The 23,194-nt window shown below is 59.7% G+C and carries 13 protein-coding genes; 8 read left to right on the forward strand and 5 right to left on the reverse strand.

The annotated features are described in order from the left end of the window. Positions 1-18: 18 nt before the first annotated feature. The 3 genes from ACKLNA_RS12395 to ACKLNA_RS12405 form a co-directional block, all read right to left on the reverse strand. Entirely contained in the window at positions 19-2,802 is a 2,784-nt protein-coding gene (locus ACKLNA_RS12395) for an RHS repeat-associated core domain-containing protein (protein WP_408986018.1), read from the reverse strand. After that, positions 2,799-7,166, reverse strand: coding sequence for a SpvB/TcaC N-terminal domain-containing protein (locus ACKLNA_RS12400; RefSeq protein ID WP_408986019.1), 4,368 nt, complete (start codon positions 7,164-7,166; stop codon positions 2,799-2,801). The genes ACKLNA_RS12395 and ACKLNA_RS12400 overlap by 4 nt, the downstream gene beginning before the upstream one ends. Positions 7,167-7,405: 239 nt before the next feature. Continuing rightward, positions 7,406-8,929 carry a fumarate hydratase gene (locus tag ACKLNA_RS12405; protein WP_007960181.1) on the reverse strand — a complete coding sequence of 508 codons (1,524 nt, stop codon included), beginning with the start codon at positions 8,927-8,929 and terminating at the stop codon, positions 7,406-7,408. Positions 8,930-9,370: 441 nt separating this feature from the next. Here ACKLNA_RS12405 and ACKLNA_RS12410 point away from each other — a divergent pair, with 441 nt between their 5' ends. From ACKLNA_RS12410 to ACKLNA_RS12420, 3 genes are read left to right on the forward strand one after another with little or no spacing between them, the layout of a single operon-like run. Further along, a complete protein-coding gene (locus ACKLNA_RS12410; RefSeq protein WP_408986020.1) occupies positions 9,371-10,477 on the forward strand; it encodes a diguanylate cyclase domain-containing protein in 1,107 nt (368 codons plus the stop codon). Next, on the forward strand, positions 10,470-11,405 hold the full coding sequence (locus tag ACKLNA_RS12415; RefSeq protein WP_408986021.1) for an iron-sulfur-binding ferredoxin reductase: 936 nt from the start codon (positions 10,470-10,472) through the stop codon (positions 11,403-11,405). Before ACKLNA_RS12410 ends, ACKLNA_RS12415 begins: the two co-directional genes overlap by 8 nt. Before the next feature lie 29 nt (positions 11,406-11,434). After that, a complete protein-coding gene (locus ACKLNA_RS12420; RefSeq protein WP_408986022.1) occupies positions 11,435-12,184 on the forward strand; it encodes an enoyl-CoA hydratase-related protein in 750 nt (249 codons plus the stop codon). Positions 12,185-12,249: 65 nt separating this feature from the next. On the opposite strand, the gene pyk is transcribed toward ACKLNA_RS12420, so the two are convergent. Next, positions 12,250-13,701 carry a pyruvate kinase gene (gene pyk / locus ACKLNA_RS12425; protein ID WP_085697206.1) on the reverse strand — a complete coding sequence of 484 codons (1,452 nt, stop codon included), beginning with the start codon at positions 13,699-13,701 and terminating at the stop codon, positions 12,250-12,252. 171 nt (positions 13,702-13,872) lie between these two features. On the opposite strand from pyk, the gene ACKLNA_RS12430 reads away from it, so the two are divergent. Both ACKLNA_RS12430 and ACKLNA_RS12435 read left to right on the forward strand, forming a co-directional pair. Further along, on the forward strand, positions 13,873-14,256 hold the full coding sequence (locus ACKLNA_RS12430) for a tetratricopeptide repeat protein (protein ID WP_408986023.1): 384 nt from the start codon (positions 13,873-13,875) through the stop codon (positions 14,254-14,256). 216 nt (positions 14,257-14,472) lie between these two features. After that, complete coding sequence (locus ACKLNA_RS12435) at positions 14,473-14,832, forward strand: PilZ domain-containing protein (RefSeq protein WP_119427833.1); 360 nt, start codon at positions 14,473-14,475, stop codon at positions 14,830-14,832. Between the two features lie 46 nt (positions 14,833-14,878). On the opposite strand, the gene ACKLNA_RS12440 is transcribed toward ACKLNA_RS12435, so the two are convergent. After that, the gene (locus ACKLNA_RS12440) at positions 14,879-15,283 is read right to left on the reverse strand and encodes a DUF6124 family protein (protein ID WP_119427834.1); all 405 of its coding nucleotides are present in this window, start codon (positions 15,281-15,283) and stop codon (positions 14,879-14,881) included. A gap of 463 nt (positions 15,284-15,746) precedes the next feature. Here ACKLNA_RS12440 and ACKLNA_RS12445 point away from each other — a divergent pair, with 463 nt between their 5' ends. From ACKLNA_RS12445 to ACKLNA_RS12455, 3 genes are all read left to right on the forward strand, one after another. After that, a complete protein-coding gene (locus tag ACKLNA_RS12445) occupies positions 15,747-16,292 on the forward strand; it encodes a hypothetical protein (protein WP_408986024.1) in 546 nt (181 codons plus the stop codon). A gap of 87 nt (positions 16,293-16,379) precedes the next feature. Further along, positions 16,380-19,580, forward strand: coding sequence for a hypothetical protein (locus tag ACKLNA_RS12450; protein WP_408986025.1), 3,201 nt, complete (start codon positions 16,380-16,382; stop codon positions 19,578-19,580). After that, positions 19,540-23,169 (forward strand): Tc toxin subunit A, encoded by a 3,630-nt coding sequence (locus ACKLNA_RS12455; RefSeq protein WP_408986026.1) that lies wholly within the window; start codon positions 19,540-19,542, stop codon positions 23,167-23,169. Before ACKLNA_RS12450 ends, ACKLNA_RS12455 begins: the two co-directional genes overlap by 41 nt. Positions 23,170-23,194 lie beyond the last annotated feature (25 nt).

Here is a 23,194-nt window from a genome sequence, read left to right on the forward strand (position 1 = left end):
GGGCTGCTCATTGTCTGTTCAACGGCGCCCAGCGCGTTGCCGCATCAGGAACTGATTGTCGGTAGTGCCCATTTCCTTGTACCAGGTCATGCCGTTTTGCATTCGGTTGATATAGTCCAGCGTCTTTCCGGTCTGTTGTCGCAGCCCGGAGCGGGTGATCGGCGCGAGCGTTTCACGGGACGTCATGTGGGTGATATTGGGAATGTGATCAACGGGATTGATGACGTCCGTGCCCAATGCATCAAAAGCCGCTTCGGCCCAGGTGGAGCGTTGCTCTACGGCCTCTTTCCATTCACTGAGCATCGTTTCGATCTTGCCGATCTTGACGGGATCGAGGCGGTTCTTGATGTCTTCGGCTTCAACGGCGCGGGCAAACAAATTGAGCGCGCCGCCAAGGATCGATATCCATGCTCCGACCAGACGCCCCATCACGAATTCAGGATTGAGCACCGAGTTGAGCGCCGGGTGGATCAGTTCATCCTTGATGCTCCGCCAGTTGAGTTGGATATTTTTGGCGGCTTCCTCGATCCCCATTGCTTTATCGATCGCGGACACGGAGATGGTTGAAGTCTGGGTTATGAGTGCACCGATCAGCCCCAAGCCTGTGATCGGAGCGGCCAAGCCACCCGCGATGTCTCCGCCGACGTTGCCACCCGTCGCCGCCTCGATGAAGGGCAAGCGGTGCACTCTGCTGTGAGAGGCGATGTGCCGGACATCCGGGATGAACTGCCCGACCTGCGCTCCGCCGATGTTCCCGGCTTCATAGCCGAATATCCCTGTGGCCACTTCGCCAACCGTGTTCGCCAGCAGATTCCGCTTGATGTTCTTTTGGTGGATGACGTTGTCGATCTCTACCAGCGTCTGCCCGGCAATGCCTTCCAGTGTCGATACAAAACCCGAGTACAGCATGATGACGCTCTCCGCCTTCGCATCTCCCGAAGGGTCGACAAAGCGAAGCGGGTTGTTGGACACAAAGGCGTAAAGGTTGAGCCCGTCCACAGTGCCGGCCGGGTCGGCGCTGACCCAGCGACACAACCACGGCGCGTAATACCGTGCCCCGTAGTAGTAAAGCCCGGTGACATCCATTTCCTTGCCCGAATAGCGGTTGAACCTGTAGTGCGCTTCGATCGGCAAGCCGGGAGCCATCGATGCAGTGCCGCCGAAAGCGTAGTAGCTTTCGTCACTGATCAGACGCGTTTGCTGATCCAGTTCTTTAACGCTCGACCCCAAATGGTCCGTCAGCGAATACCGCAGTTGATTGGCAGCGATGCCGGACGGTTTGCCGACGACCCAGTGCAGGCACGTCACTTCGCCGACCCCGGTGGCAACGGTGATCCGGTGCAATTCTTCACCCGAGCTTTTGCTGCGGATTTCCAGACGGCCCACGTAGTGCACTTCCTCGACGTGGCTGACCTTGCTGGTGTGGATTTCGTGACGTTTGTAGACCCTCGCTCCCTGGCTGTAGTGATACAGCTCCTGATCCGGCGGGCCGCTGGCGTGTTCTACGAGCGTCAGAGATGCCAGCTGATTGCGGCTGTTCCAGTTCATTGGCTGGCCGGATTGCAGGGCCAATAGACTGCCGGCGCGGTCGAAAAGGGTGCTGAAGTCAGGCGCCGGGTCTCCCGGTTTCCAGCGCACACCGCGATTGCTGGCAGGGTCGATGAACATCTCGCGGGTGTAGGTGTTGCCGTCGCGTACGTGGGTCAGTTTTTTCAGGTTGTTGCCATCGTCGTATTCGAAAGACTCGACATAGTTGCGTCGGTCATTGGGATCGGTGGGCTGCGGGCGCCCTGGATTGTCCGCGGGCGGGGCGTCGCTGTAACCGGTGGTGCGGGTCAGGCGGTACACCGAGTCATAGCCAAATGTGCGTTCACCGTCGACCCGCTGGTTGCGGAAAAACGTCGGTTTATAGGTGTGGTCGATGATGCGGGTGACGTTTCCTGCGGCGTCATATTCATACTCGAAATCCTGAATCGCCGGCTCCGAAGCCCTTTGCGCATACTGCCGAAGCAGGCGTCCGTCGGCCCCGCGGTAGTGCCAGTGGCTGGTCACGCCATTGCCGAGCCGCTGTTCGGTGATCTGGCCGGCGGCGTTGTAGTCCGCGCCGTTCAAAATGCCCTGCAAGGGTTGCCCGCTGAGTTGCAGTTGTACGCGGACAAGCTGCCCGGCGATGTCGTAGGCCGATTGTTGAACATGCCCGCCGGCGTCGGTGGTTTGCAGCAGCGCACCGGTGGCGCTGTAGCGCTGACGGCTGGTGCAGGCCTTGCCATCCACGAAGGTGCGGATCTCTTCCAGTGACTGACCACCCATGGCGAAGCTTTTGATGTGGACCGTACCCGAGGGGTCGCTCAGCTCCGTCATTTGCCCGCGCAGGTTGTACGTCGGGTCCGCCGAAGCATTGTCGTAGCTGAAGCTTTCGAAACCCGGCAGCCCGTTTTCCGTGACATTGCGCAAACGCAGTTGCGGGTCGTAGGTCATCTCCCGGTGATTGCGGTTCGCATCCCGATTCTGCAAAAGCTCGCCGCCGAGTCCTGGCAGGATCGTGTTTTCGCCACCGTCGACGTTGAGGGTCTTGAGCGCCATGCCGTCCAGCCTGTACACCGTTGTTGTATTGGTGGGCGTAGGCAGACGCGGATCCCGTTGTGCAACCAGATGACCGGCGGCGTCATATTGCAGACGACTGATGAACGCGCGCACCTCTTCTCCGGCCACCGTGCGCAGATACTCGACTTGTCTGACAGCTTCGCCGCGAGGGCCGATGACCGACAGCGTCGGTGTGAGATGGTGCACGCCGGCATTCATGACTTGGTCCGTTTTGCGGGTCTTGCAGGCGCCGGTCTTTTCGCGGGCCTGGCCGGTGGCGAGTCGTCTGTGTCATTGAAGTCGTAGCTGAGCTTGAACCACGGATGCAGGACGTCGAACGCCAGATGACCGAGTGCATTGATCGTCTGAATCGGCCGGCCCAGAGCGTCGTAGAACATCCGGTCGTGGTAGCCGTGCTGGCGCATCGCGCTGTCGTTTATGCAGCGATGGGTGTTGAGGAAATAAGGCCGATAGACCCGGATGGTTTCGCCCTTGTGGTTGTATTCCACGCGTCTCTGGACCCGCCAGCGTTGAATGGCTGGCAGTTCGATCGGCTTGCCGTCGGCGCCAGTCACAAGAGTGTCCTCGGGGGTGGCCACAAGGGCATCGCCCGGCGGGACGAGCTGTTTGCTTTGCAACTCGCGGCCAAAGCCGTCGACATAACTGATCGTCATCTGAATCTGTTGCAGCGGGTCGGTGTGATAGCGGTCGGCAACCAGGCTCAGGCTGTGCACCGGTTGTCTGAGGGCGGTGTGGATGATCTTGAGCAGGGTCTGTTCGCTGGCGGTGCGTTTTTTGCGCTGGTTCAGCCAGCGCAGCGCCGAGGCGCGGATGTGGCCGTCGGGCAGGATCAGGCCTTTGACGATCCATTCCTTTCTTTTGAGCGGCAGTGTTTTGCGCGGGAGCGACGGCATCCAGCTGAATAGTTCGGTGCGTACCACGCTGGCGGCAGATGCCAGCACGGTTTTTGGATTGGCCAGGGCAAATTTGACGCTCGTATCAGGCTGCGGCGGGTAAGCGGACAAAGGCGCGAACCCGGCCGGCAATCCTTCTTCGCTGCCATGAAAACTGTGCACCAGGGGCTGACCGCCTGCGTCATAAAGAACTTCCTGAATGTTCTCGTTGGGATCGGTGACACTGAGCGGCTGCAGGGTGTGCATGTCGTATGTCACCGATGTTACGCAGCCGTCCGGCAGGGTGATGGCAATGGTCAGCAGATGGTCTGTATCCCAGGTGATGTGCGTCACACCATGGCTGGCGGTCTGCTGCACCTCGGTGACATGGTAAAAACCGCTGGCATCGGCGTAGGTGAAAAAACCGCTTTGCGCTGACCACAGGTTTTGCAGCAGATCCTGTGCAGGATCCTCCGGGTAGAACAGCTTCATGGGCGAGTAGCCGATTTTTCTCAGTTCGTCCCGAATGACTATCGGGACGTCGTCGTAAGCCTCCAGGGCTTTTTTGTCGAACACGGCCTGCTCGGTCGGCCCGGCCTGCGGCGGGTAAAGCATCTCGCCGGCGGATTCCAGATACGTGTGTTGCGAGAGCGAGGTCAATTCACACGCGGTCGTCCATTCGGCACTGTCTTTATACCGGTCGAAGTTTTCGAAACTGATGTCCGCCGCTCGCAGCCCACCCGGCAGTGCGCCCTTTGGCAGACTCATTGCGTTGCTGCGCTGGCGCCAGGGCAAACCGAGCAGCCAGTGGCCGTCGGTGATCAGGTGAATGAAGGCGGCGAGTGTTTCCGTCAGATAAAAGTACTGTTGCTGCTCATCGTGACTGTCCACCCAGGCCCGAAGCTGGTCTTCTCGATCAAAGGGCGGTTTGTCCGTCTCGGTGCGGCGGCGAGCACAGGCGACCGTGAAGCCGTGAGTCAGCTGGCCGTACTCATCCCACGCCAGATTGACTGCATGCTGACAGTTCGGGTCGTCCATGAAGCGTTCGTATTGATGGCTGCGGGTTTCCTGTTCCAGCACCAGCAAACTGGACGGGTTGTCATTGACGACCCGCACCCGATAGCGAAATTCGCTCAGGGAAAACAGACGTGCCGGGGCGGGATCGTCTGCCTGACAGACTTCGGTGCGAAGAGCGCGACCGGCCAGAGCATAGGCAATTTCATGATCGTCGTCGGCCTTGCGCCGCTTGCGAGGTTGCTCCTTTCGGCCTCTGGCATCGAATTCTGAAATGAGGGTGTGCCCCAGTGGCGTGATCTCATCGTCGAGTTCGCAGATACCTTTCAAGACAAGATCAATGCTTCGGCCGGTATGAAACCAGTGCGTCACCCGCATCGGCGCCGTATGGCCACTTTCGGCCTTGCCCGGTTCCAGCTCACTGTCGGTCTGGCAGACTTTGCCGAAACCGCGAAATTCGCGCTCGACACCGTCGTAGTAGCCCTCGAAATATTCGTGGAACTGCATCAGGTAATTGCCGGTGATTTCATCGTCCTGGCGCAACCAGTGAAGCACCATTTGGGGAAAGGGCAGAAGGCAGACCGGACGCCGGCGCGCCATCAGTTCCAGACGTTTTTCATCCAGCCAGAATTGCACACTGCTGCGATGTTTCAGGGTTGCGCCGTAGCCCATGTTGTTGTTGCAGCCAGTGAGCATGTAGGGCCGTTCACTGACGAAGTGATACACCCAGTGCTGCGGTGTCATGTGCGGTCTGGTGAACAACAGGCTGGCGCAGCCGATGCCTTGCAGATCGGCGAAGGTCACCTGGCAGAGGTTGTCGTAGCGAATGCCGTCGGGCCACGCAACGATGAGCGGGACTTGCTCGAAGGTATTGCCCCCGTAATTCCAGTAGATCTCGAAGTGATCGGAGCACAGACAGATCAACGACGGTGCGCCGGAGCCGTCGAGATCGGCGAATCTAATCTGATCGGCATTGAAATGCTGATACGCAAAGGGCAGCGGACTGATCGCTACCCCCTTGCCGAATCGGCCATGGCCCAGATTGGCCCAGGTTTCGATCCCGTCGTGACGAATCCGGCACAGTCCCGAGAGGTCACTGGCGTGCAGGTTGCCGAACATCACAAGTTCGGTTCGGGTGTCGCTGAACAGCGGTAAACGATCCGGGGTATGCGGCACATCCTTGCCGGGCGCGAAGCCGTTCTCCCGAACATTGGCATACACCCGCACGCTGTTCGGGCCGATCAGGGCCATGGAGTCCAGGCCATCGCCGCTCAGATCGCCCAGATGTGCCAGTTGATGGAAAAACTCCACGGGAAACCGGTTGAACGGCTTGAACAACGACCAGCTGCCATCCGGGTTGAGCGTGTAGTACCCGCTGCCACCGGGTTGCGCGACGATCCAGTCCAGGCGCCCGTCACCGGTGAGGTCGGTGAGGATCTGCACCACCGTTTTGCTGCTGTCTGCATTTGGAATCAGCGGCAGCAAGGTCCAGGGGCCGTAGACGATTTCGTCACTGCCGGGCTCTCCGCGCAAGGGCTCGCGGTAATACCAGGCACCGTCGTACTGGCAGAGAAAACCGGGCACGCCTTCGCCGTAAAGATCGACGCAATGGTAGGGCTGGCCGTCATTGAGGCCGGGCATGTGGTCGAGTTGCAGGAAAGGTTTGGGGGTGGTGTCGAGTATCAGCGCTTCATGAAAATATTCGAGGGGCGGCATGTGTCTGACGCGACCTGTGGCGTCGTAACTCATGTAGTGCGCGGCTTTCAGGTGGTTGTACCGGTGCGGTGTGGGTTCGTGTTCCAGCAGCAGACGATGGACCAGCACTGGAGTGGGGCCGGTGTGATTGAACAACAGAAACTGCCGGCACAGGCGCCGGGTGCCCACCTCGAACCCATAGCGATGCATGCGAAAAGGGTCGCTGCGCGCTGGCCATGCCTGAGTCGGGTCGAATGCCGGTTTTTCGTCCAGCCCGGTGACACGTTCGCCGTAGCAGGCGATCAATCTGAACAGCCAGTCCAGATCCTGCGGTCTCGGGTGTTCAAGGCACAGAAGACCGGTGCTGGCGGTCTTGTTGCAGTAGCAGACCTGACGCAGGTAGCGCTGGGGCCGATAGTCAAAGCGAGGGTCAGCCTCGGTGTCGTCGGGTTTGTATTCGAAGTAGATGTTTTCCCCGACGACGTTCCTGATTTCCACCAGCAGCCACACGGCAATGCGGGTCGGATCTTCAGGGTCGTAAATGCAGGATTCCGGCGTGTTGCCGTAGCAATGTTGCGAGCCGTCGGCACGGGATACCACCCAAAAGGGATTGCCGGTATCGGGTGTCCAGAACTCGTAGCGGTCGAACGTGCTCTCCAGACGAGGGAGGTAGCGCACTACGGAAAATTTTCTGGCGTTCTTGCCTTTTCCTCGAGTGCGCCGGGTTGCCTTGATCCTGCCGCGGGCCGTCAGCTCGGGCCGCAGGTCGGTGCCGTCGGCCTGCATGACATCGGTGGCCTCGTATTTCGGCACGCCCTTGCTGGTCTTGCGCGAGATGGCGGGCAGCGGCAGATCCCAGCCGAGCCCGCACTTGCCGTTGCCCGCGTTACCGTCGTAGACCAGCTGCAACTCGGGATTGAGCGTGCGCGCATTCAGGATCGGAAGGGGCAGGGTATAAGAGCGCTGCCCGGTCGCACCCATCTCCCCCCAACTGCGCCCGTTCGTTGCAATGGACGCGGTCTTTGCAATAGAGGGAGGAGTGACGAGCGCATCTGCATCCGGGGTCATGGCGTCGCAACCTGAAGATGTCGAGGTGTCACGCTAGCAGAGCGGCATGCGCCGGGCACCTGTCAGATCTGACAGGTGCCGACTGACGGCAGGCGAAAAAAAACCGGGCGGTCATCGCTGACCGCCCGGTTTTCCACAAGCAACTGAAGCGCTTACTGCACTTCTACCGCCAGGCTTTCGCTGATCTTCTGTTGCCAGATCGCAGGGCCGGTGATGTGTACCGATTCACCTTTGCTGTCCACCGCGACGGTGACCGGCATGTCCTTGACCTCGAACTCGTAGATCGCTTCCATGCCCAGCTCGGCGAACGCCAGGACCTTGGATTTCTTGATCGCTTGCGCCACCAGGTAAGCAGCACCACCAACGGCCATCAGGTACACGGCCTTGTTGTCCTTGATCGCGTCGATGGCGGTCGGGCCGCGCTCGGACTTGCCGATCATGCCCAGCAGACCGGTCTGCTCGAGGATCTGACGGGTGAACTTGTCCATCCGCGTGGCGGTGGTCGGGCCAGCCGGGCCAACCACTTCGTCACCGACCGGATCAACCGGGCCGACGTAGTAGATGAAGCGACCCTTGAGGTCTACCGGCAGGGTTTCGCCCTTGTTCAGCATCTCGACCATGCGCTTGTGCGCGGCGTCGCGACCGGTGAGCATCTTGCCGTTGAGCAGGACGGTTTCGCCCGGCTTCCAGCTCTGCACGTCTTCCGGGGTCAGGGTGTCGAGGTTGACGCGACGGGCCGACGGGCCGGCTTCCCAGACGATTTCCGGGTAGGCGTCCAGCGGTGGCGCTTCCAGCGAGGCCGGGCCGGAACCGTCGAGCACGAAGTGCGCGTGACGGGTGGCGGCGCAGTTCGGGATCATGCACACCGGCAGCGAGGCGGCGTGGGTCGGGTAATCCATGATCTTCACGTCGAGCACGGTGGTCAGGCCACCGAGGCCCTGGGCGCCGATGCCCAGCTGGTTGACCTTCTCGAACAGCTCCAGACGCATTTCTTCGATGCGGTTCTGCGGGCCACGGGCCTTGAGCTCATGAATGTCGATGGACTCCATCAACACTTCCTTGGCCATCACGGCGGCTTTCTCGGCGGTTCCGCCGATGCCGATGCCCAGCATGCCCGGTGGGCACCAGCCGGCGCCCATGGTCGGAACGGTCTTCAGTACCCAGTCGACGATCGAGTCGGACGGGTTGAGCATGGCCATTTTCGACTTGTTCTCGGAACCGCCGCCCTTGGCCGCCACGTCCACTTCCACGGTGTTGCCCGGGACGATGGAGTAGTGGATGACCGCCGGGGTGTTGTCCTTGGTGTTTTTACGCGCACCGGCCGGGTCGGCCAGGATGGAAGCACGCAGGACGTTTTCCGGCAGGTTGTAGGCGCGGCGCACGCCTTCGTTGATCATGTCGTCCAGGCTCATGGTCGCGCCATCCCAACGCACGTCCATGCCCACACGCACGAACACGGTCACGATGCCGGTGTCCTGGCAGATCGGCCGGTGGCCGGTGGCGCACATGCGCGAGTTGATCAGGATCTGCGCCATCGAGTCACGAGCCGCTGGCGATTCTTCGCGCAGGTAGGCTTCGTGCATCGCCTGGATGAAGTCCACGGGGTGGTAGTAGGAAATGAATTGCAGGGCGTCGGCAACGCTCTGAATCAGGTCGTCTTGCTTGATCACGGTCATGAGTCGCGCTCCTCTAAAAGACGGGAACATTCAATAAGGTGCCTGCGGCTTGGGTGCATCGGTCGGTCGCAGACACCTTTCAAGGCACGCCGGGGCTGCTGGCGCGACGCTAAAAAGGCGCGGCAGTATACCGCGCCTACTTGGTGGTGACACGCGCCGGCAGTCATTCGTTGGTCGCATGGCGGGGGCCGGTTGTCGTGATTTTCCGGATGCGTGTCCGGCGCGCTGTTCCGGGGCCGTGAAGGCCGACAAAAAATCACGCGTGACCGGCGCTTTTGGCGGGCGCTCCGGGAACGCGGGCGGGGCGGGCTCAAGGGCTTTTTTGACGCCAAATATCCGGCCCGAAAATCAATGGTCATTTATCGACTGGGCCACTAAAGTGGCAGCCGGTCTGTAGAGTAGGACACTCGGTCAGCCTCTTATCGCACGGTGAGTCAACGATTGACCCATAACGCCATTCAACGTCTTTTGCTCAAACGCTTCGCCCTCGCTGCAGCCACCTACGGATTGGCCTTGCTGCTGCTGTGGCTGGCGTATTTCACCGGACACTACGAAGATTCGCTGGCAGGCGTCGCCGTCGGCAGCGCCCTGGTGGTCATCAGCCAGGCGACCCTGTTCGCGGTGTTTTTCTCGGGCGCCAACCTGCGGTTCTCCGACCCGAGCCTGACCGAAGCGCAAGTGCTGCTCGGCCTTGGCTGGCAGACATGGTTGATCGCGCATCTGGAAGAAGCGCGGGGCGAGTTCCTGGTCTTCTATGTGCTGATCCTGCTGTTCGGCCTGTTCCATTTGTCGCGGCGGGCCTTTGTGCGTTGCGCGATGCTGGTGTTCTTCAGCTTCTGCGCCATCACGCTGTGGGACGGTTACCACTTCCGGCTGCACGATCCGGCGCAGTCCGCGTTGCAGGCCTGCATCCTGCTGATCGTGCTGGCCTGGCTGGTGATTTACGCGCGTTTCGTCCAGACCTCACGACAACGCATGCGCCAGCGCCGCTTTGCCTTGCAGGCGCATCAGGACACGTTGCGCGGGATGATGCGCCAGCTCGAAGACCTGGTGGCCACCGACGAACTGACGGGGCTGTTCAATCGCCGGCATTTCCTGCGCCTGGCCACCCGCGAATTGAACGCGATGGAAGCCGACGTGGTGCATGGTCTGGCGCTGATCGACCTCGACCACTTCAAACGTATCAACGACCTGCACGGCCATGCCGCCGGCGATCAAGTCTTGCAGGCGTTCGCCGGCGTGGCCGGAGCCTGTCTGCGCGACGGCGACGTGCTGGCGCGTTATGGTGGTGAGGAATTCGTGGTGCTGCTGCCCGATTGCAACGCGGAACGACTGACCGCTTGCTGCGAACGGCTGCGCATCGCCTTCACCGATGTCGAACTGGTGGGCCTGAATGTGAAAAACCTGAGCCTGTCCGCCGGCATGACCCTGCTGGAACTGGGCGATGATCTGGACGACGCCTTGCAGCGCGCCGATCAGGCGCTGTACCGGGCCAAGCGTGACGGGCGCAACCGTTGTGCCGCCGCGTGGGAGAACGTCGATGCCTGAACTGCGAGTCGGTGAACGACAGTGGTCGGTGGCGGCGGGCAGCAACCTGCTCGACGCTCTCAATCAGAACGGTGTGGCGGTGCCTTACAGTTGCCGCGCCGGCAGTTGCCACGCGTGCCTGGTGCAATGCGTGCAGGGCTTGCCTGCTGACAGTCGCCCGGACGCCCTGAGCGCCGAACAGCGTGATCAGGGCTGGCGGCTGGCCTGTCAGTGTCAGGTGATCGAGGACTTGCAGGTGCACACCTTCGATCCCGTCACCGACGGTCGCCCGGCCACGGTCGAAGCGCTGGACTGGCTCGGCAACAGCGTGTTGCGTCTGCGCCTGACACCCCAGCGACCGCTGCGCTACAGCGCCGGCCAGCATCTGGTGTTGTGGGCCGGTCACATCGCGCGGCCGTATTCGCTGGCGAGCCTGCCGGAAGAAGACCGTTTTCTGGAATTCCACCTCGATTGTCGCGAGCCCGGCGAATTCAGCGATGCAGCCCGGCGCTTGCAGATCGGCGACCCGATCCGCCTCGGCGAACTGCGCGGCGGCGCGCTGCACTACGACCCGGACTGGCACGACCGGCCGCTGTGGCTGCTGGCCGCCGGCACCGGCCTCGGTCCGTTGTTCGGTGTGCTGCGCGAAGCCTTGCGTCAGGATCATCGGGGCGCCATCCGCGTCATTCACCTGGCCCATGACGAGCGCGGGCATTATCTGGCCAAACCCCTTGAAGCACTGGCCGCGCAGCGGGAGAACCTCAGCGTCGAATGGTGGACGGCGGCCGAGTTGCCGGGCGCTTTGGCGCAACTGCGCCTTGTCTCCCGACAAACCCTGGCCTTAGTCTGCGGCTCGACTGCCAGCGTCGACGCCTTTGCCAAGCGTCTGTTCCTGGCCGGACTGCCGCGCAATCAACTGCTGGCCGATGTCTTCCTGAGCCGTGGTTGAGCGCTGAATTCTCAGACGCGAGACCTGCCATGCCCGAAGCCATCCTGCTGTACCGCGAACGCGGTTTGCTGACCCTGCGCCTCAACCGCCCGGACAAGAAAAACGCCCTGACCCGCGCCATGTACAGCCAGTTGGCCGAAGCGCTCAAGCAAGCCAATCACGACCCCGAGATCAACGCCGTGCTGATCACCGGCAGCGCCGAGTGCTTCACCGCCGGCAACGACATCGCCGATTTCATTCAGCAACCGCCGAGCGACCTCGACAGCCCGGTGTTTCACTTCATGCTCGAACTCCTTGAATGCCGCAAACCGGTGATCGCCGCCGTGGCCGGGGCGGCGGTGGGGATCGGCACGACGCTGTTGCTGCATTGCGATCTGGTGTACGTGGCGCGGGATGCGCGGTTGCGCATGCCGTTCGTCAATCTCGGGCTGTGCCCGGAGTTCGGTTCGAGCCTGATCCTGCCGCGTTTGCTCGGGCAGGCCAAAGCGTCGGAGCTGTTGCTGCTGGGTGAAGGCTTCACCGGTGAGCAAGCGGCGCAATGGGGGATCGCCACCGAGGCACTGGGCAGTGGCGAAGCCGCGTTGGCCAAAGCACGAGAGATGGCGCTGCGGTTTGATGAGCTGCCTGTCGAGGCGGTGCGCATCAGCAAGCAATTGATGCGGGCGCCGGATCGCGAGTTGATTCGCAAGGTAATCGAGGAGGAGGGCGCGCTGTTCACCCAGCGGCTGCGCTCGCCGGAGGCGCTGGCGGCGTTGACCGGGTTCATCAAGCGGCATTGAAAGTCCTGAAACGAAAAGCCCCGCCATTCACATGGCGGGGCTTTTCGTTTTCAGCAACCGGTCACTCAGACCTGCGGGTCGCCCACGTGCAGGATCTTCATGCCGTTGGTGCCGCCGGTGGTGTGGTAGCTGTCGCCCTTGGTCAGGATGACCCAGTCGCCTTTCTCCACCACGCCGCGCTTGACCAGCTCGTCGATGGCTTTCTGGCTGACTTCGTTCGGTGCCAGCGAAGCCGGGTCGAACGGTACGGTGTACACGCCACGGAACATCGCCGCGCGGGCCTGGGCTTCGCGGTGCGGGGTGAAGCAGTAGATCGGCACCGACGAACGGATGCGCGACATGATCAGCGGGGTGTAGCCGCTTTCGGTCAGCGCGATGATCGCTTTCACGCCCGGGAAGTGGTTGGCGGTGTACATGGTCGCCAGTGCGATGCTCTCGTCGCAGCGCTCGAATTCCTTGCCGATACGGTGGCTGGAAGTCTTGCTGGTCGGATGCTTTTCAGCGCCGACGCAGATGCGCGCCATCGCCTGCACGGCTTCCAGCGGATACGCGCCGGCAGCGGATTCGGCCGAGAGCATCACGGCGTCGGTGTAGTCGAGCACGGCGTTGGCCACGTCGGACACTTCGGCGCGGGTCGGCATCGGGTTCTGGATCATCGACTCCATCATCTGGGTCGCCACGATCACCGCCTTGTTGTGGCGGCGTGCGTGCAGAATGATTTTCTTCTGGATGCCCACAAGCTCGGCGTCGCCGATTTCCACACCCAGGTCACCACGGGCAACCATCACAGCGTCAGAGGCTTTGATCAGACCATCGAGGGTTTCGTCGTCGGCTACGGCTTCGGCGCGTTCGATCTTCGCCACCAGCCAGGCGGTGCCGCCGGCTTCGTCGCGCAGTTGACGGGCGTAGTTCATGTCGGCGGCGTCGCGCGGGAAGGACACGGCGAGGTAGTCGACTTCCATTTCAGCGGCGAGCTTGATGTCGGCCTTGTCTTTTTCAGTCAGGGCCGGAGCGGTCAGGCCGCCACCGCGACGATTGATGCCTTTGTGGTCGGACAGCGGGCCGCCGATGGTCACCACGCAGTTCAGCTCGGTGGCGGTGGCGGTTTCAACGCGCATCACCACGCGGCCGTCGTCGAGCAGCAGCTCGTCGCCCACGCCGCAGTCCTTGACCAGGTCCGGGTAGTCGATGCCGACCACCTGCTGGTTGCCTTCGGTCAGCGGATGGCTGGTGGAGAAGGTGAACTTGTCACCGATCTTCAGCTCGATGCGCTTGTTGGCGAATTTGGCGATACGGATTTTCGGGCCTTGCAGGTCACCCAGCAGGGCGACGAAGCGGCCGTGCTTGGCAGCCAGGTCACGCACCAGCTTCGCGCGAGCCTTGTGCTCGTCGGGGGTGCCGTGGGAGAAGTTCAGACGGGCGACGTCCAGGCCAGCCAGAATCAGCTGTTCGAGAACTTCCGGCGAGTTACTGGCCGGGCCAAGGGTAGCGACGATTTTGGTACGACGGACGGACATGCAAAGACTCCTCAGGTTCAAGCGCCAGCGAAGGCTACTATGCTCGAAGGGTGTAGTCATTGTTCGTTTGCACTACTTACGATTTTCTTTTTTGAACGCGACAATCGGCGCAAACGGCTCTGAAGATTTCTCGCAAAGGGTCGATACAGAGCACAAGACAGGAGAACCCCCATGCGATTGTTGCCCATTGCCGCCCTTGCCCTCAGCGTCCTCGCCGCTTCGGGCTGCACCCGTTGGTCGATGAACCATCATCTGAACAACGCCTACAGCGCCTATGACCGGGGCAATTGCGAGCAGGTGATGCTCGAACTGTCCAAGGTCGAACGCGCCAGCCGCGCCCGCCCTTACGTGTGGCCGGAAGTGTCGATGATGCGCGGTCAGTGCCTGGAACGGCAAAAAATGTTTGTCGATGCGGCGCAGACCTACCAGTTCATCATTACCTCGTACCCCGACAGCGAATACGCCTACCGCGCCCGTGCGCGACTGGAAACCCTGCAGAGTCTGGGCCATTACCCGACCCGCAGCGCCGCCGTGGTGCCACCCGCCCGCTTCTGATGGCGGTTGTCATACAAAAGCTGGCCGGCTGTACAAGGTGAGCTATAGTCGAATGACACCGGTGCAGATGCACTCTGTACCGGCGCAACACCTGCGACTGGCATGAGAAGTACGTGGCGAGCGCCACACCGGAAGCGGGGAGAGCGGGCCTGTCGGGCAGGTTCGTTCCGAAGCACAGTGCGGCCCGTTTGTCGGGCCCTGCATGGCGATACGCTCATGTTTACCGACCGTCGAATCGAACGGCACCAGTTGCCGTATTTTCTTCGAGTGTTCAACAGCGTCACCGACAAACCCATCGGCTTTCTGGGCAACGTCTCCGAAGACGGGCTGATGCTCATCAGCCAGTTGCCGATGATGATCGGTGCCGAATTCAAATTGCGTCTGAAGATCCCCGTGGGCGATGGTTGCCAGCAGGTGATCGATCTCAGCGCCTGCTGCCTGTGGTGCCATGAAGACGCCACGCCCCGGCATTACGACGCCGGTTTCAGCCTTTTCCGCACGCCGCCGGAATACGGGCAACTGGTCGAGGCGTTGAAGCAGTACTTCAGTTTTCAGCCGTTGCCGGCTTCGGCCTGATAAAACAAAAGGGTCATGACCTGCCACCGGTCATGACCCTTTTTTGTTACGCGCCTATCGCAATCGCCCGCTCGTTATCCAGCGTCTTTTCCGCCAGCAGCAACCCCATCTCGCTCAACTGATAGATCGCCATCGCCAGGTGCCGCGGCTTGTCGTCCAGGCTGTCGGCCAGGTCCAGCAGCAGAATACTGACCGAGGAAAAGGTCTCGTAGGTCTGGATGGCAATCGCCTCGGAATTGATCTCGGGATCGACCTTGAACATCTGCATGCCGCGATCCACGGAATTGCGCGGCTTTTCGGCCTTGGGATTGAGGTAGAAGTCGAGGGCCTTGTGGGCTGCGTCGTGGAGTTTCTTTGAATCGATTGAAGCGTAGGGGGAAACCGGATCGGGTTGATCGGTCGGGTCCTTTGGGTCGGTGTCCGAAGGGGGATTTGGAACTGGCTTCTTCATGTATTTCGTACTCGTCGTTAGGGCCACCATCTGGCTCGCGACTAAACGAGAAAAAGGGTGGCGGCTGTAAGCAGGTTAGTCGACCGGGAGTACGTACCGGTGCGCCCGAGAGCGCCCTGCGAACAGCCACCATCGAGTGCGGGGATAGGGAATACCCGACTGGATGACGCTTATGCGCAACGTACTAAAGACCCCGGGCGACTAAACCCGGCCGCTGATTGGCAGCGACGGGGATCAAGTTACGGGCCAACGCCGAGGCGCACAAGCCGGCGGATTCTGAGGGATTTGTAGGCAATGGCACAAGGCGTCGTAGCCCGCTGTTACGACTTGCAGGACGCTGCCGGACAGGGTTGTGGGAAGAGTTACCGCTTGTCGGGACTGTCAGATTTTACAGGTAGGCACGAAAGCGCCTTTGGACTCTACTGGCTCTCGCAACCATTCAAATACTTTCAGGGGGTCGGCAATGAATGACTTCAACTTGAATTCACCAGACGATTTCAGTGACGAAACTCTCGATCCTCAAGAACAAGCAGAGCGAGATCGTTTGAAGGCGCAGGCAAGAAAAGAACGAGAATTCAGCATGACTTGTCCAGGGGAGCAGGCATTGCGCAGAGCAGGCTCCAGAGCAGCAGTGACGAAAACGATTATTGGGGAAAAAGATAACTTTAGAGGTGAGTTGACTTATCAGCTAGAGAAAAAAGCAAATACAGTCGAGATCTCTACCTTGCAGTATAGAATTACGAGACTTAATGGTCAGAGTGGTGGGAACAAGGCAAATATCGAATGTTCGATGGCTACGAAATATCCAGATAGCCCGCATAAGTATATTATTTCCCCGGATGCCATGTGGCAGGACGGAACTTGGCATAACTGGTTTCACACGCAGGCGGTGGATATCCTGCCAGGCGCGTCATATGTACATTTTGGTGTTTCTTTTATTTTTGATAAAAGTGGAAGTGATCCGTACAAGCAAGTCGTAGATCACACTTATTTCACTGAGTTTTCATAGCAGGCTTGATGATTTGTTTGACATGGTAGTCGTATTTCTACGACGGAGTTAATTCAGCAACTTGAAACGCTACATTGGATACATACCATGAAGACTCAAGGAAACGTGCCGACAGGAAGTGCGGTCATCGAAACTCCGGCCAATAACGCCTCAGTCAGGAACAGTCAGATTATTGTGGCGGGAACCAGCCCTATCTCTACCGCACTGGTAGTACGAATGTATTCCGGTTCCATTAAGGTCGCAGAGGAAGGGATAGGGACGGTCAATAAAAATTGGTCCGTTACATTACGCGGGCCCTTCGCGCCCGGGGTTTATCGCATTGACGCGGATCAAGCTGGTACGACCACAGTCAATGTGAATCTGCGTGTCACACCTGTGGTAATTACATCGCCTGCCAATGGCACCCAGTTTCCAATCAGACAATTCAATGTCAGTGGCAGTGGGGGAGAGTACGGTGTGGGTACTGTCTCACTGTTTGACGCCAGTAATAATGCATCTTTGGGAAATGCCGACATTCAGACCAATGGTAACTGGACCAAGACACTGACGATAACAGGTAACAATCTCGGCTTTTATGCCAGACAAACGATCGGCGGCTACCATTCGGCCAACTCAGCTACCGTCAATGTCTCGTACAAGGTTGCCACCGTCACCATCACTTCACCGGTAAACGGTGCTGTAGTCACTTCGTTCAATCCAACGGTCTCGGGGGATGGCGAAACCGGCGCAAGCATTTCAGTCCATCGAGCTGAAAATCCTGCCGATGTTTATGGCTCCGGATCTGTTGTGAGTGGCAAGTGGAATATACCGCTCACCAAGTCGTTGCCACTCGGCCCAATTACATTACAAGCCACGCAGACCCATAACGGGCAGACAACGTCGTCCAATCAGGTGCCCATTACAGTAGCCGTAAAACTACAGACACCTGTTATCTCCAGTCCAGCAGCCGGTTCATTACAGAACTCTGCGTTTACGGTGGGTGGCACAGGTGGCGTTGTCGGTTCCATCATGAGAATCGTCTATGACCTGGACCATAGCAAACAGGTCGGCCAAGCGTCCGTCACGGCTGACAACTGGACAGTGCCCGTGACGGTCGATCCCGGCCGACGTTCACTGGTCGCCGGGCAGACAGGAACCGGCATCAACCCTTCCGACTTCAGCCAGCCCCGGGCATTCGATATCCGCCCACCCGTCTTGACCAAAGTCAACGTCACTGTGCCAAGTCCAACCACCGTGACGTTTGATGGTGACGGTCATGAAGGTGCCACGGTCGCGATAACGGTGGTCAGTGGTCCGGGTGGAGCAGCGCCGGGGGAAGCAAAAGTAGTCGGCGGCAAGTGGGAAACCAGCGCAACGAACTGGCCCGATGGCCTCTACAAGATGAGTGCGATTCAAAAGGTGTCCGACAACGCGGGGGGCTGGATCGAATCTGTGCCATATCCGTTCGAATTCCTGTTCAAGTTTCCGCCTCCCTCCGATGTGGTTTCCACACCGGAATACAGTACGACGCTCTCTGGCAACGGTGTTTCAGGCGCGACGGTGTCGCTTTATGACTCTGACGGAACCACTAAAATCGCCCCGGATGCCCAGGTCGGTTCCAATGGCCAGTGGTCCAGTAAGGCCTATGTCGAATGGGGGCCTACGTATGATCGAGTCGTTCGCATCCGACAATTCCTGAATGCCCAGCAATCGGACTTCGTCGAGCACAAAGTCCGCATCCCTCCGATTGCGCCCGGCATTGACAGGGTTCCACCTGAGGGGCTGTCGCCCACCTTCACCGGTACCTGCGAATTGAACGCCCAGGTCAATCTCGTGTTCAGCGGTAGCGGCAGCTCGTACCCCGCCACGGTGACCGGCAGAACCTGGACCTGTCAGCGCGCGGAACCTTTTGCCCCGGAGATCGACCATACCGTCACGGCGACCCAGATTGCCGCCCAGCAGACTTCGCGTGCGGCCACTGAAACGTTCCGGCTCTTCACGCCCATGATCGCGCCGCTCATCACCGAACCTGTAAAGGATTCCGAAGTCGGTCGTGACGTGATTTTTCAAGGAACGGACGGTATGAGCGGTGCCACGGTTTATTTGTGGGACTACGTGAGCGGCGAGCCTTTGGGCTCTAAAAAACTGACTGCCGACGGGGCATGGCAAATCCCTGTCGAGAAACTGAAATTTGGCCGTTGGGTGGTTCGGGCCAAACAGGAGATCGATGGGCGGGAGTCGGCGGACAGTGAATCGCATCCCTTCGATGTCGTGTTGCTGGCTCCGGATTTCACATCACCGCAAGAGGGCGGCAGACTGGCGCGAACGTCGATGATCGAAGGTCAGGGGGAAGCGCTGGGGACGGTCGATGTGTTCCTGGAAGGTGCTGCCGAGCCGTTACTCGAACATTTGCCAATAGGCCTCGACGGCAAATGGAAAGGCGAAGTGACATTGCCTGTGGGGCATAAAATCATTTGGGCCAGGCAGTATTTCGAAGACCAGACCTCCCAAGACAGCGTGCCGGTGAACTACAGCGTGGTCCCAGCCCCTCCGGTGCTGGAAACGCCTGTGCCGGGAGCGCATGTGGGCCAAGGCTCGGTCGCGTCAGGTTTCGGCGTGCTGGGGGACAGGATCATCGTCTGGATGATCCGTGTCGGGGCCGTGAGGGCAGGAGAAACCACGGTGCAGGCCGATGGAACCTGGTCAGTCGCCATGAACGTCACGCAGCCCTCTCGAGTAATCCACTTGATGGTGACAGCCACTTGGGACGACTTCCAGTCCGACGGCTCCGCTGCGCGGGCAGTGAATCTGGGCACCTACCGACCCGTCTTCGAGAAGCCCGCCGAGGGGCAATCGGTCAGTGATCCGGTTCGTTTCGCAGGTTTGGGCCGAGCGGGCGTCGTGCATGTCCGAAGCTGGTTCAACCCTGAGCGAGAGTGGGCGCAGGCCACGGCTTTCGTCGGAGGCTGGCAGAGCGATGCGACGGGACCGTTACCCTCTGGCGGCCAATGGTGCTGGATCCAGCAAACCATCACCGATGATGCAGGCGGCGCGACGATTTCAGACCATGTATTGAGCTCGCGCTTTGAGGTCCACCCGACGTCGCCAGGCAAAAATCCATCTGATCTTCCCGACAAACGGCGTGCATGGCTGTCATTTCTGACAGTTGTCATGAGCCGGCGACTGGCGCCAAATCGAATCAACCGAACAGATGACCCGACAACCAGTGCGGGTCGTCGGGATGGCTTTTGCCGCAAGGAAATTCACCATGGCCAAGACCCGCAAACATCCCGCCGAGCAAATGTATGAACAATTGTTCCCTACGCGTGCGCGCCACAAAAAATATCCTGGCCTGCAAGCCTATCTGAGCCAGGGTGGTTCGATTTTTCCCCTGGTGGAAAAGGGTATTCAGGGGCTGGTGAGGGATTACCGGATGAGTCGCGAAGATGCGCAGGCGTTCCTGCGTCAGGCCAGCAGTATGGCCATCTACATCAGGCGTCGGTTCATCGAGCACACCTTGACGGGCAGCCAGCAGGAAAAAACCGGGAAGTCGCGAAAAGAAGCTTCATCAAGCGGGCTGCTGTCAATGGTTCCGGGACCCACTTTCGAGACATTGCTCAACCCGGACTTCAACGGTTCCTGCCCACCGAATGCGCTGGAAGGCCGGTGGTCGCCTGTGGCTTATCTGGTCGAGCTGTTGCAGTGGGTCAGCGATCGTATCGAGAGTGTCGGGGACACCGGGGATGATTACCTTCTGCACAACCGTCGCACCGACTTGAAACAGTTGGTTGTCGATTTCAACGCGGTTTATCAGTCGATCTCTGCGGTCGACATCATCAACCAGGTGCTGGAAACCTTCATCAAGAAACACGGGACTGTAACCGATCTGGTAGAGGCCTTGATCGAGGCGCGCTACCCCAATGAACTGCCTTACTTTCAGCATTGGGTCACCGTCGACTCGATCGCCCTTCAGTTGGGCATGTCGGTGGGCAATTTCGCGCAGATGGTTGACCTGCAGTTTCCATACTTTCTGCAAGCGGACGGCTGGGACGACGATGCCGGCCGTGCGCTGGCCCATGCATCGCGTCTGGGGCCTTACCAGCGAACGTTGTTGACTGAGCCGCGAGCAGCCTTCGCTGACCGGGAAACCTACTTCAACGCCAACTACGGTTCGGATAATTACGATAAGTATCAGAATCTCAATCAGTTGAAGTTTTTCGGCGAGCGGACTTCACTCGATGTCCCCGGCGTTGAATCCCTTCTATCGATCCGCGCGTTCGCACCGGTGCGTTCCGCGAATGTGACATTCGCGGATGAGCCACTATCAGACCCGCAAAGCGCACGTTTCGGCTCAGTCTACGTAAACGCCGCAACCGAGCCGCCTATCGTTGTTGCAGATGATGCCAGCTTGCGTCAAACACTGACGATTGGTCCGGATAAACAGGCTGATTTCGAATACTACGATCGACTGAACCGCAAGGTGCGTCTGGACAAATGGCTGGACCTGCGCAGCTTCGAGGTGGATGCAATGCTGGTGGCCGCCATGCGCGCGGAAGTGCGCGGTGGTGCGAAGGCCGGTGAGTGGTGGATAACCGATAACGTGGTGCATGCACTGGGGCTTTTCCAACTGCTGCGTGAGACGTATGGATGTAAAGCGCTGGACTTTGCCGTCTTCCTGGATGAGATAGCGGTATACGGAATCGGCGAAGAACGCTCGCTGTTCGATCAGGTGTTCAACGGGCAGGGTGACTATCGCCAGCCCTTCATGCTCGATGGCAAGGATTTTCCGGCGATACCCGCAGCAGGTAGCAGCGACCCGACGGTCGTTCAATTGTGCAACGGTCTGCAGATCGATCTGCTGACCTACGGTTACCTGGCACTGGCGATAGCCGAAGCTCTGGGACTTGGTAAAAACCTGCAGCGTACGCCAGCGGTGGTTTCAGCCTTTTACCGGTTGGTGAAGCTGGCGCGGTTGCTGGGCGTCACACCGGTGGAAATTGTGCTGATGCTGACCTTGATGGGAGAAGGGAAAAGCTGGCTCGACGGGCTGGCGGGTTTGCCAAGAATCAATACCGAACGGGGCGAAACGCCAGATGTCTTGAATCTCATCTATGCGCTGCATTCGTGCGTAGGCTGGTGCAAGGATCGCAACCTGCCGGTACTCGGGATGTTGCAGATGGTGGCAGAACCCCAAGTCAGTGGCACTCCCTCCGAAGCGCAGCTGCAGTTCTTTGACAAAGTCACAAATCTTTTGCCAGCGACCCTGTTGACCAATGCCGGATTCCTGATGGCCGACGTGCCGCCTGTGCCAGCGGGAAACTGGCTCGATTTCCTGGCTTCGCTGGTCGATGCCGATGGCCTGGTGCTCGCTTTCCCCGGGAGCGAGTCTCAATACCTGATCGAAGCTCGCCTGCGACTGGACCGTGCAGTGCAGGATGGTCTCCCGGTCATGGCTCCCGAACTGCGGGCCGCCATTGTTGAAAAAATGCTGGGTGTTCTGATGCAAGCGAGGGAGGCGCAAGTCTCGTTGGCCAAGGAGGCTTCGGCCGTACTGACCAGCCTTGATTCCGAGCGGGTAATAGGGGTTCTCACCTGGGCCGACATCACGGTCTATCGACTGCTGCACGAGGTCACCGAACGAGTCGCACAGAACTCGCAAAATGTCCGGAGCGAGCGCTTCGTCGAAGTGGATCCGCTGCTCATGGCTTTGGCCAATGTGCAACGCTTGAGTGCGGTCGTGACAGCACTGGGGCTGAGTGCCGCCGTGCTGCAGGAATATCTGGATTATGGTCATCTTGCCTGGCTCGGACAGTCGAGCAAACACGAGTTCTCGATGAGCACGCTCTATTACCTGACGGTGCTCACCCGTGCGTTCGAGATGAGCGAGCAGCCAGCGCAGGAACTGCTGGATTATCTGCGTGCCGTCGACTCGCTGCCAGACAGCATCGCCGGAGATTCGCTGAGGCTTGCCCAGGACGCCGGCTACATCAAGTTGGCGAGGTTCTTTCGCTGGAGCGTCGAGGAGGTGCGCGAGTGCGTCGTTCACATCGATCCGTCCCTCAAGATTCTGAAAACTCTGCGTCAACTGGATCTGTTGATGCGTATCCGCACATTGGCGGAGCACAGCGGTATGGATGCCCGGACGATTTTCATGCTTGGCAACTTGCCGGAGGCCATTGACCGGGAGGCCTACGCTGACGCGGCCGAGCACGCCCTGCTGAGCCAGTCGGAAACGCGAGCGCATGATCCTCGGTTTCCTCTTGATGTGGAGCAACTGGTCGTCAGGACCTGTGTGGTGGACAACACCGAGGTCGTGGCCAACAAGCCGGGAGCGAAAATCACCTACACCGTGACACTGAACGATCCCGAAGGAGCGCCACTGAAGGGCATCAGTGTGTACTGGTTCGCCAGCCTCGGCACTATCGCGACAAAGACCACCGATGAAAACGGAGAACTCAAGGCCGAGTTCATTCCAGGCATGGTGCTGGGTCGCGATGCGCCAAGCTTCTGGATGGATATGTTCAAACCGGTCAGCGCGCCCGAAATCGAGGTGGTTCCTGACGCCGCGACATTGTTCTTCCCTGGCCCCTTGATGTCCGCAATTCCGCTGGCCAGCGTAGCTGCGGGCGAGGAAGTGCAGTTGTACGCCGAGCTGCGGGACGACTTCAAAAACCGTGGACCAAATCAGCTCGTAGAGTGGTTCGCCATTCCTGTCGAAGGGGATGAAGGCAAGCCTTACGTCATCCGGCCATCGGGGCAATCCTTCACCGATCGGCAAGGGCTGACAAAAGTTTTTGTCCATGCGCCTGAAGGTGGCACGTTCAGATTTGAGGTCCGCAGCCAGGGCAGTGATAAAAGCGCTTTTTTCGAACAGATCCAGTTCCTGCCGCCGGCTTGAGTCAGGTCGCTTGCGGGATGTGAAA

It is taken from the genome of Pseudomonas sp. UV AK001, from assembly GCF_046097675.1.
Taxonomy (GTDB): Bacteria; Pseudomonadota; Gammaproteobacteria; order Pseudomonadales; family Pseudomonadaceae; genus Aquipseudomonas; species Aquipseudomonas kribbensis.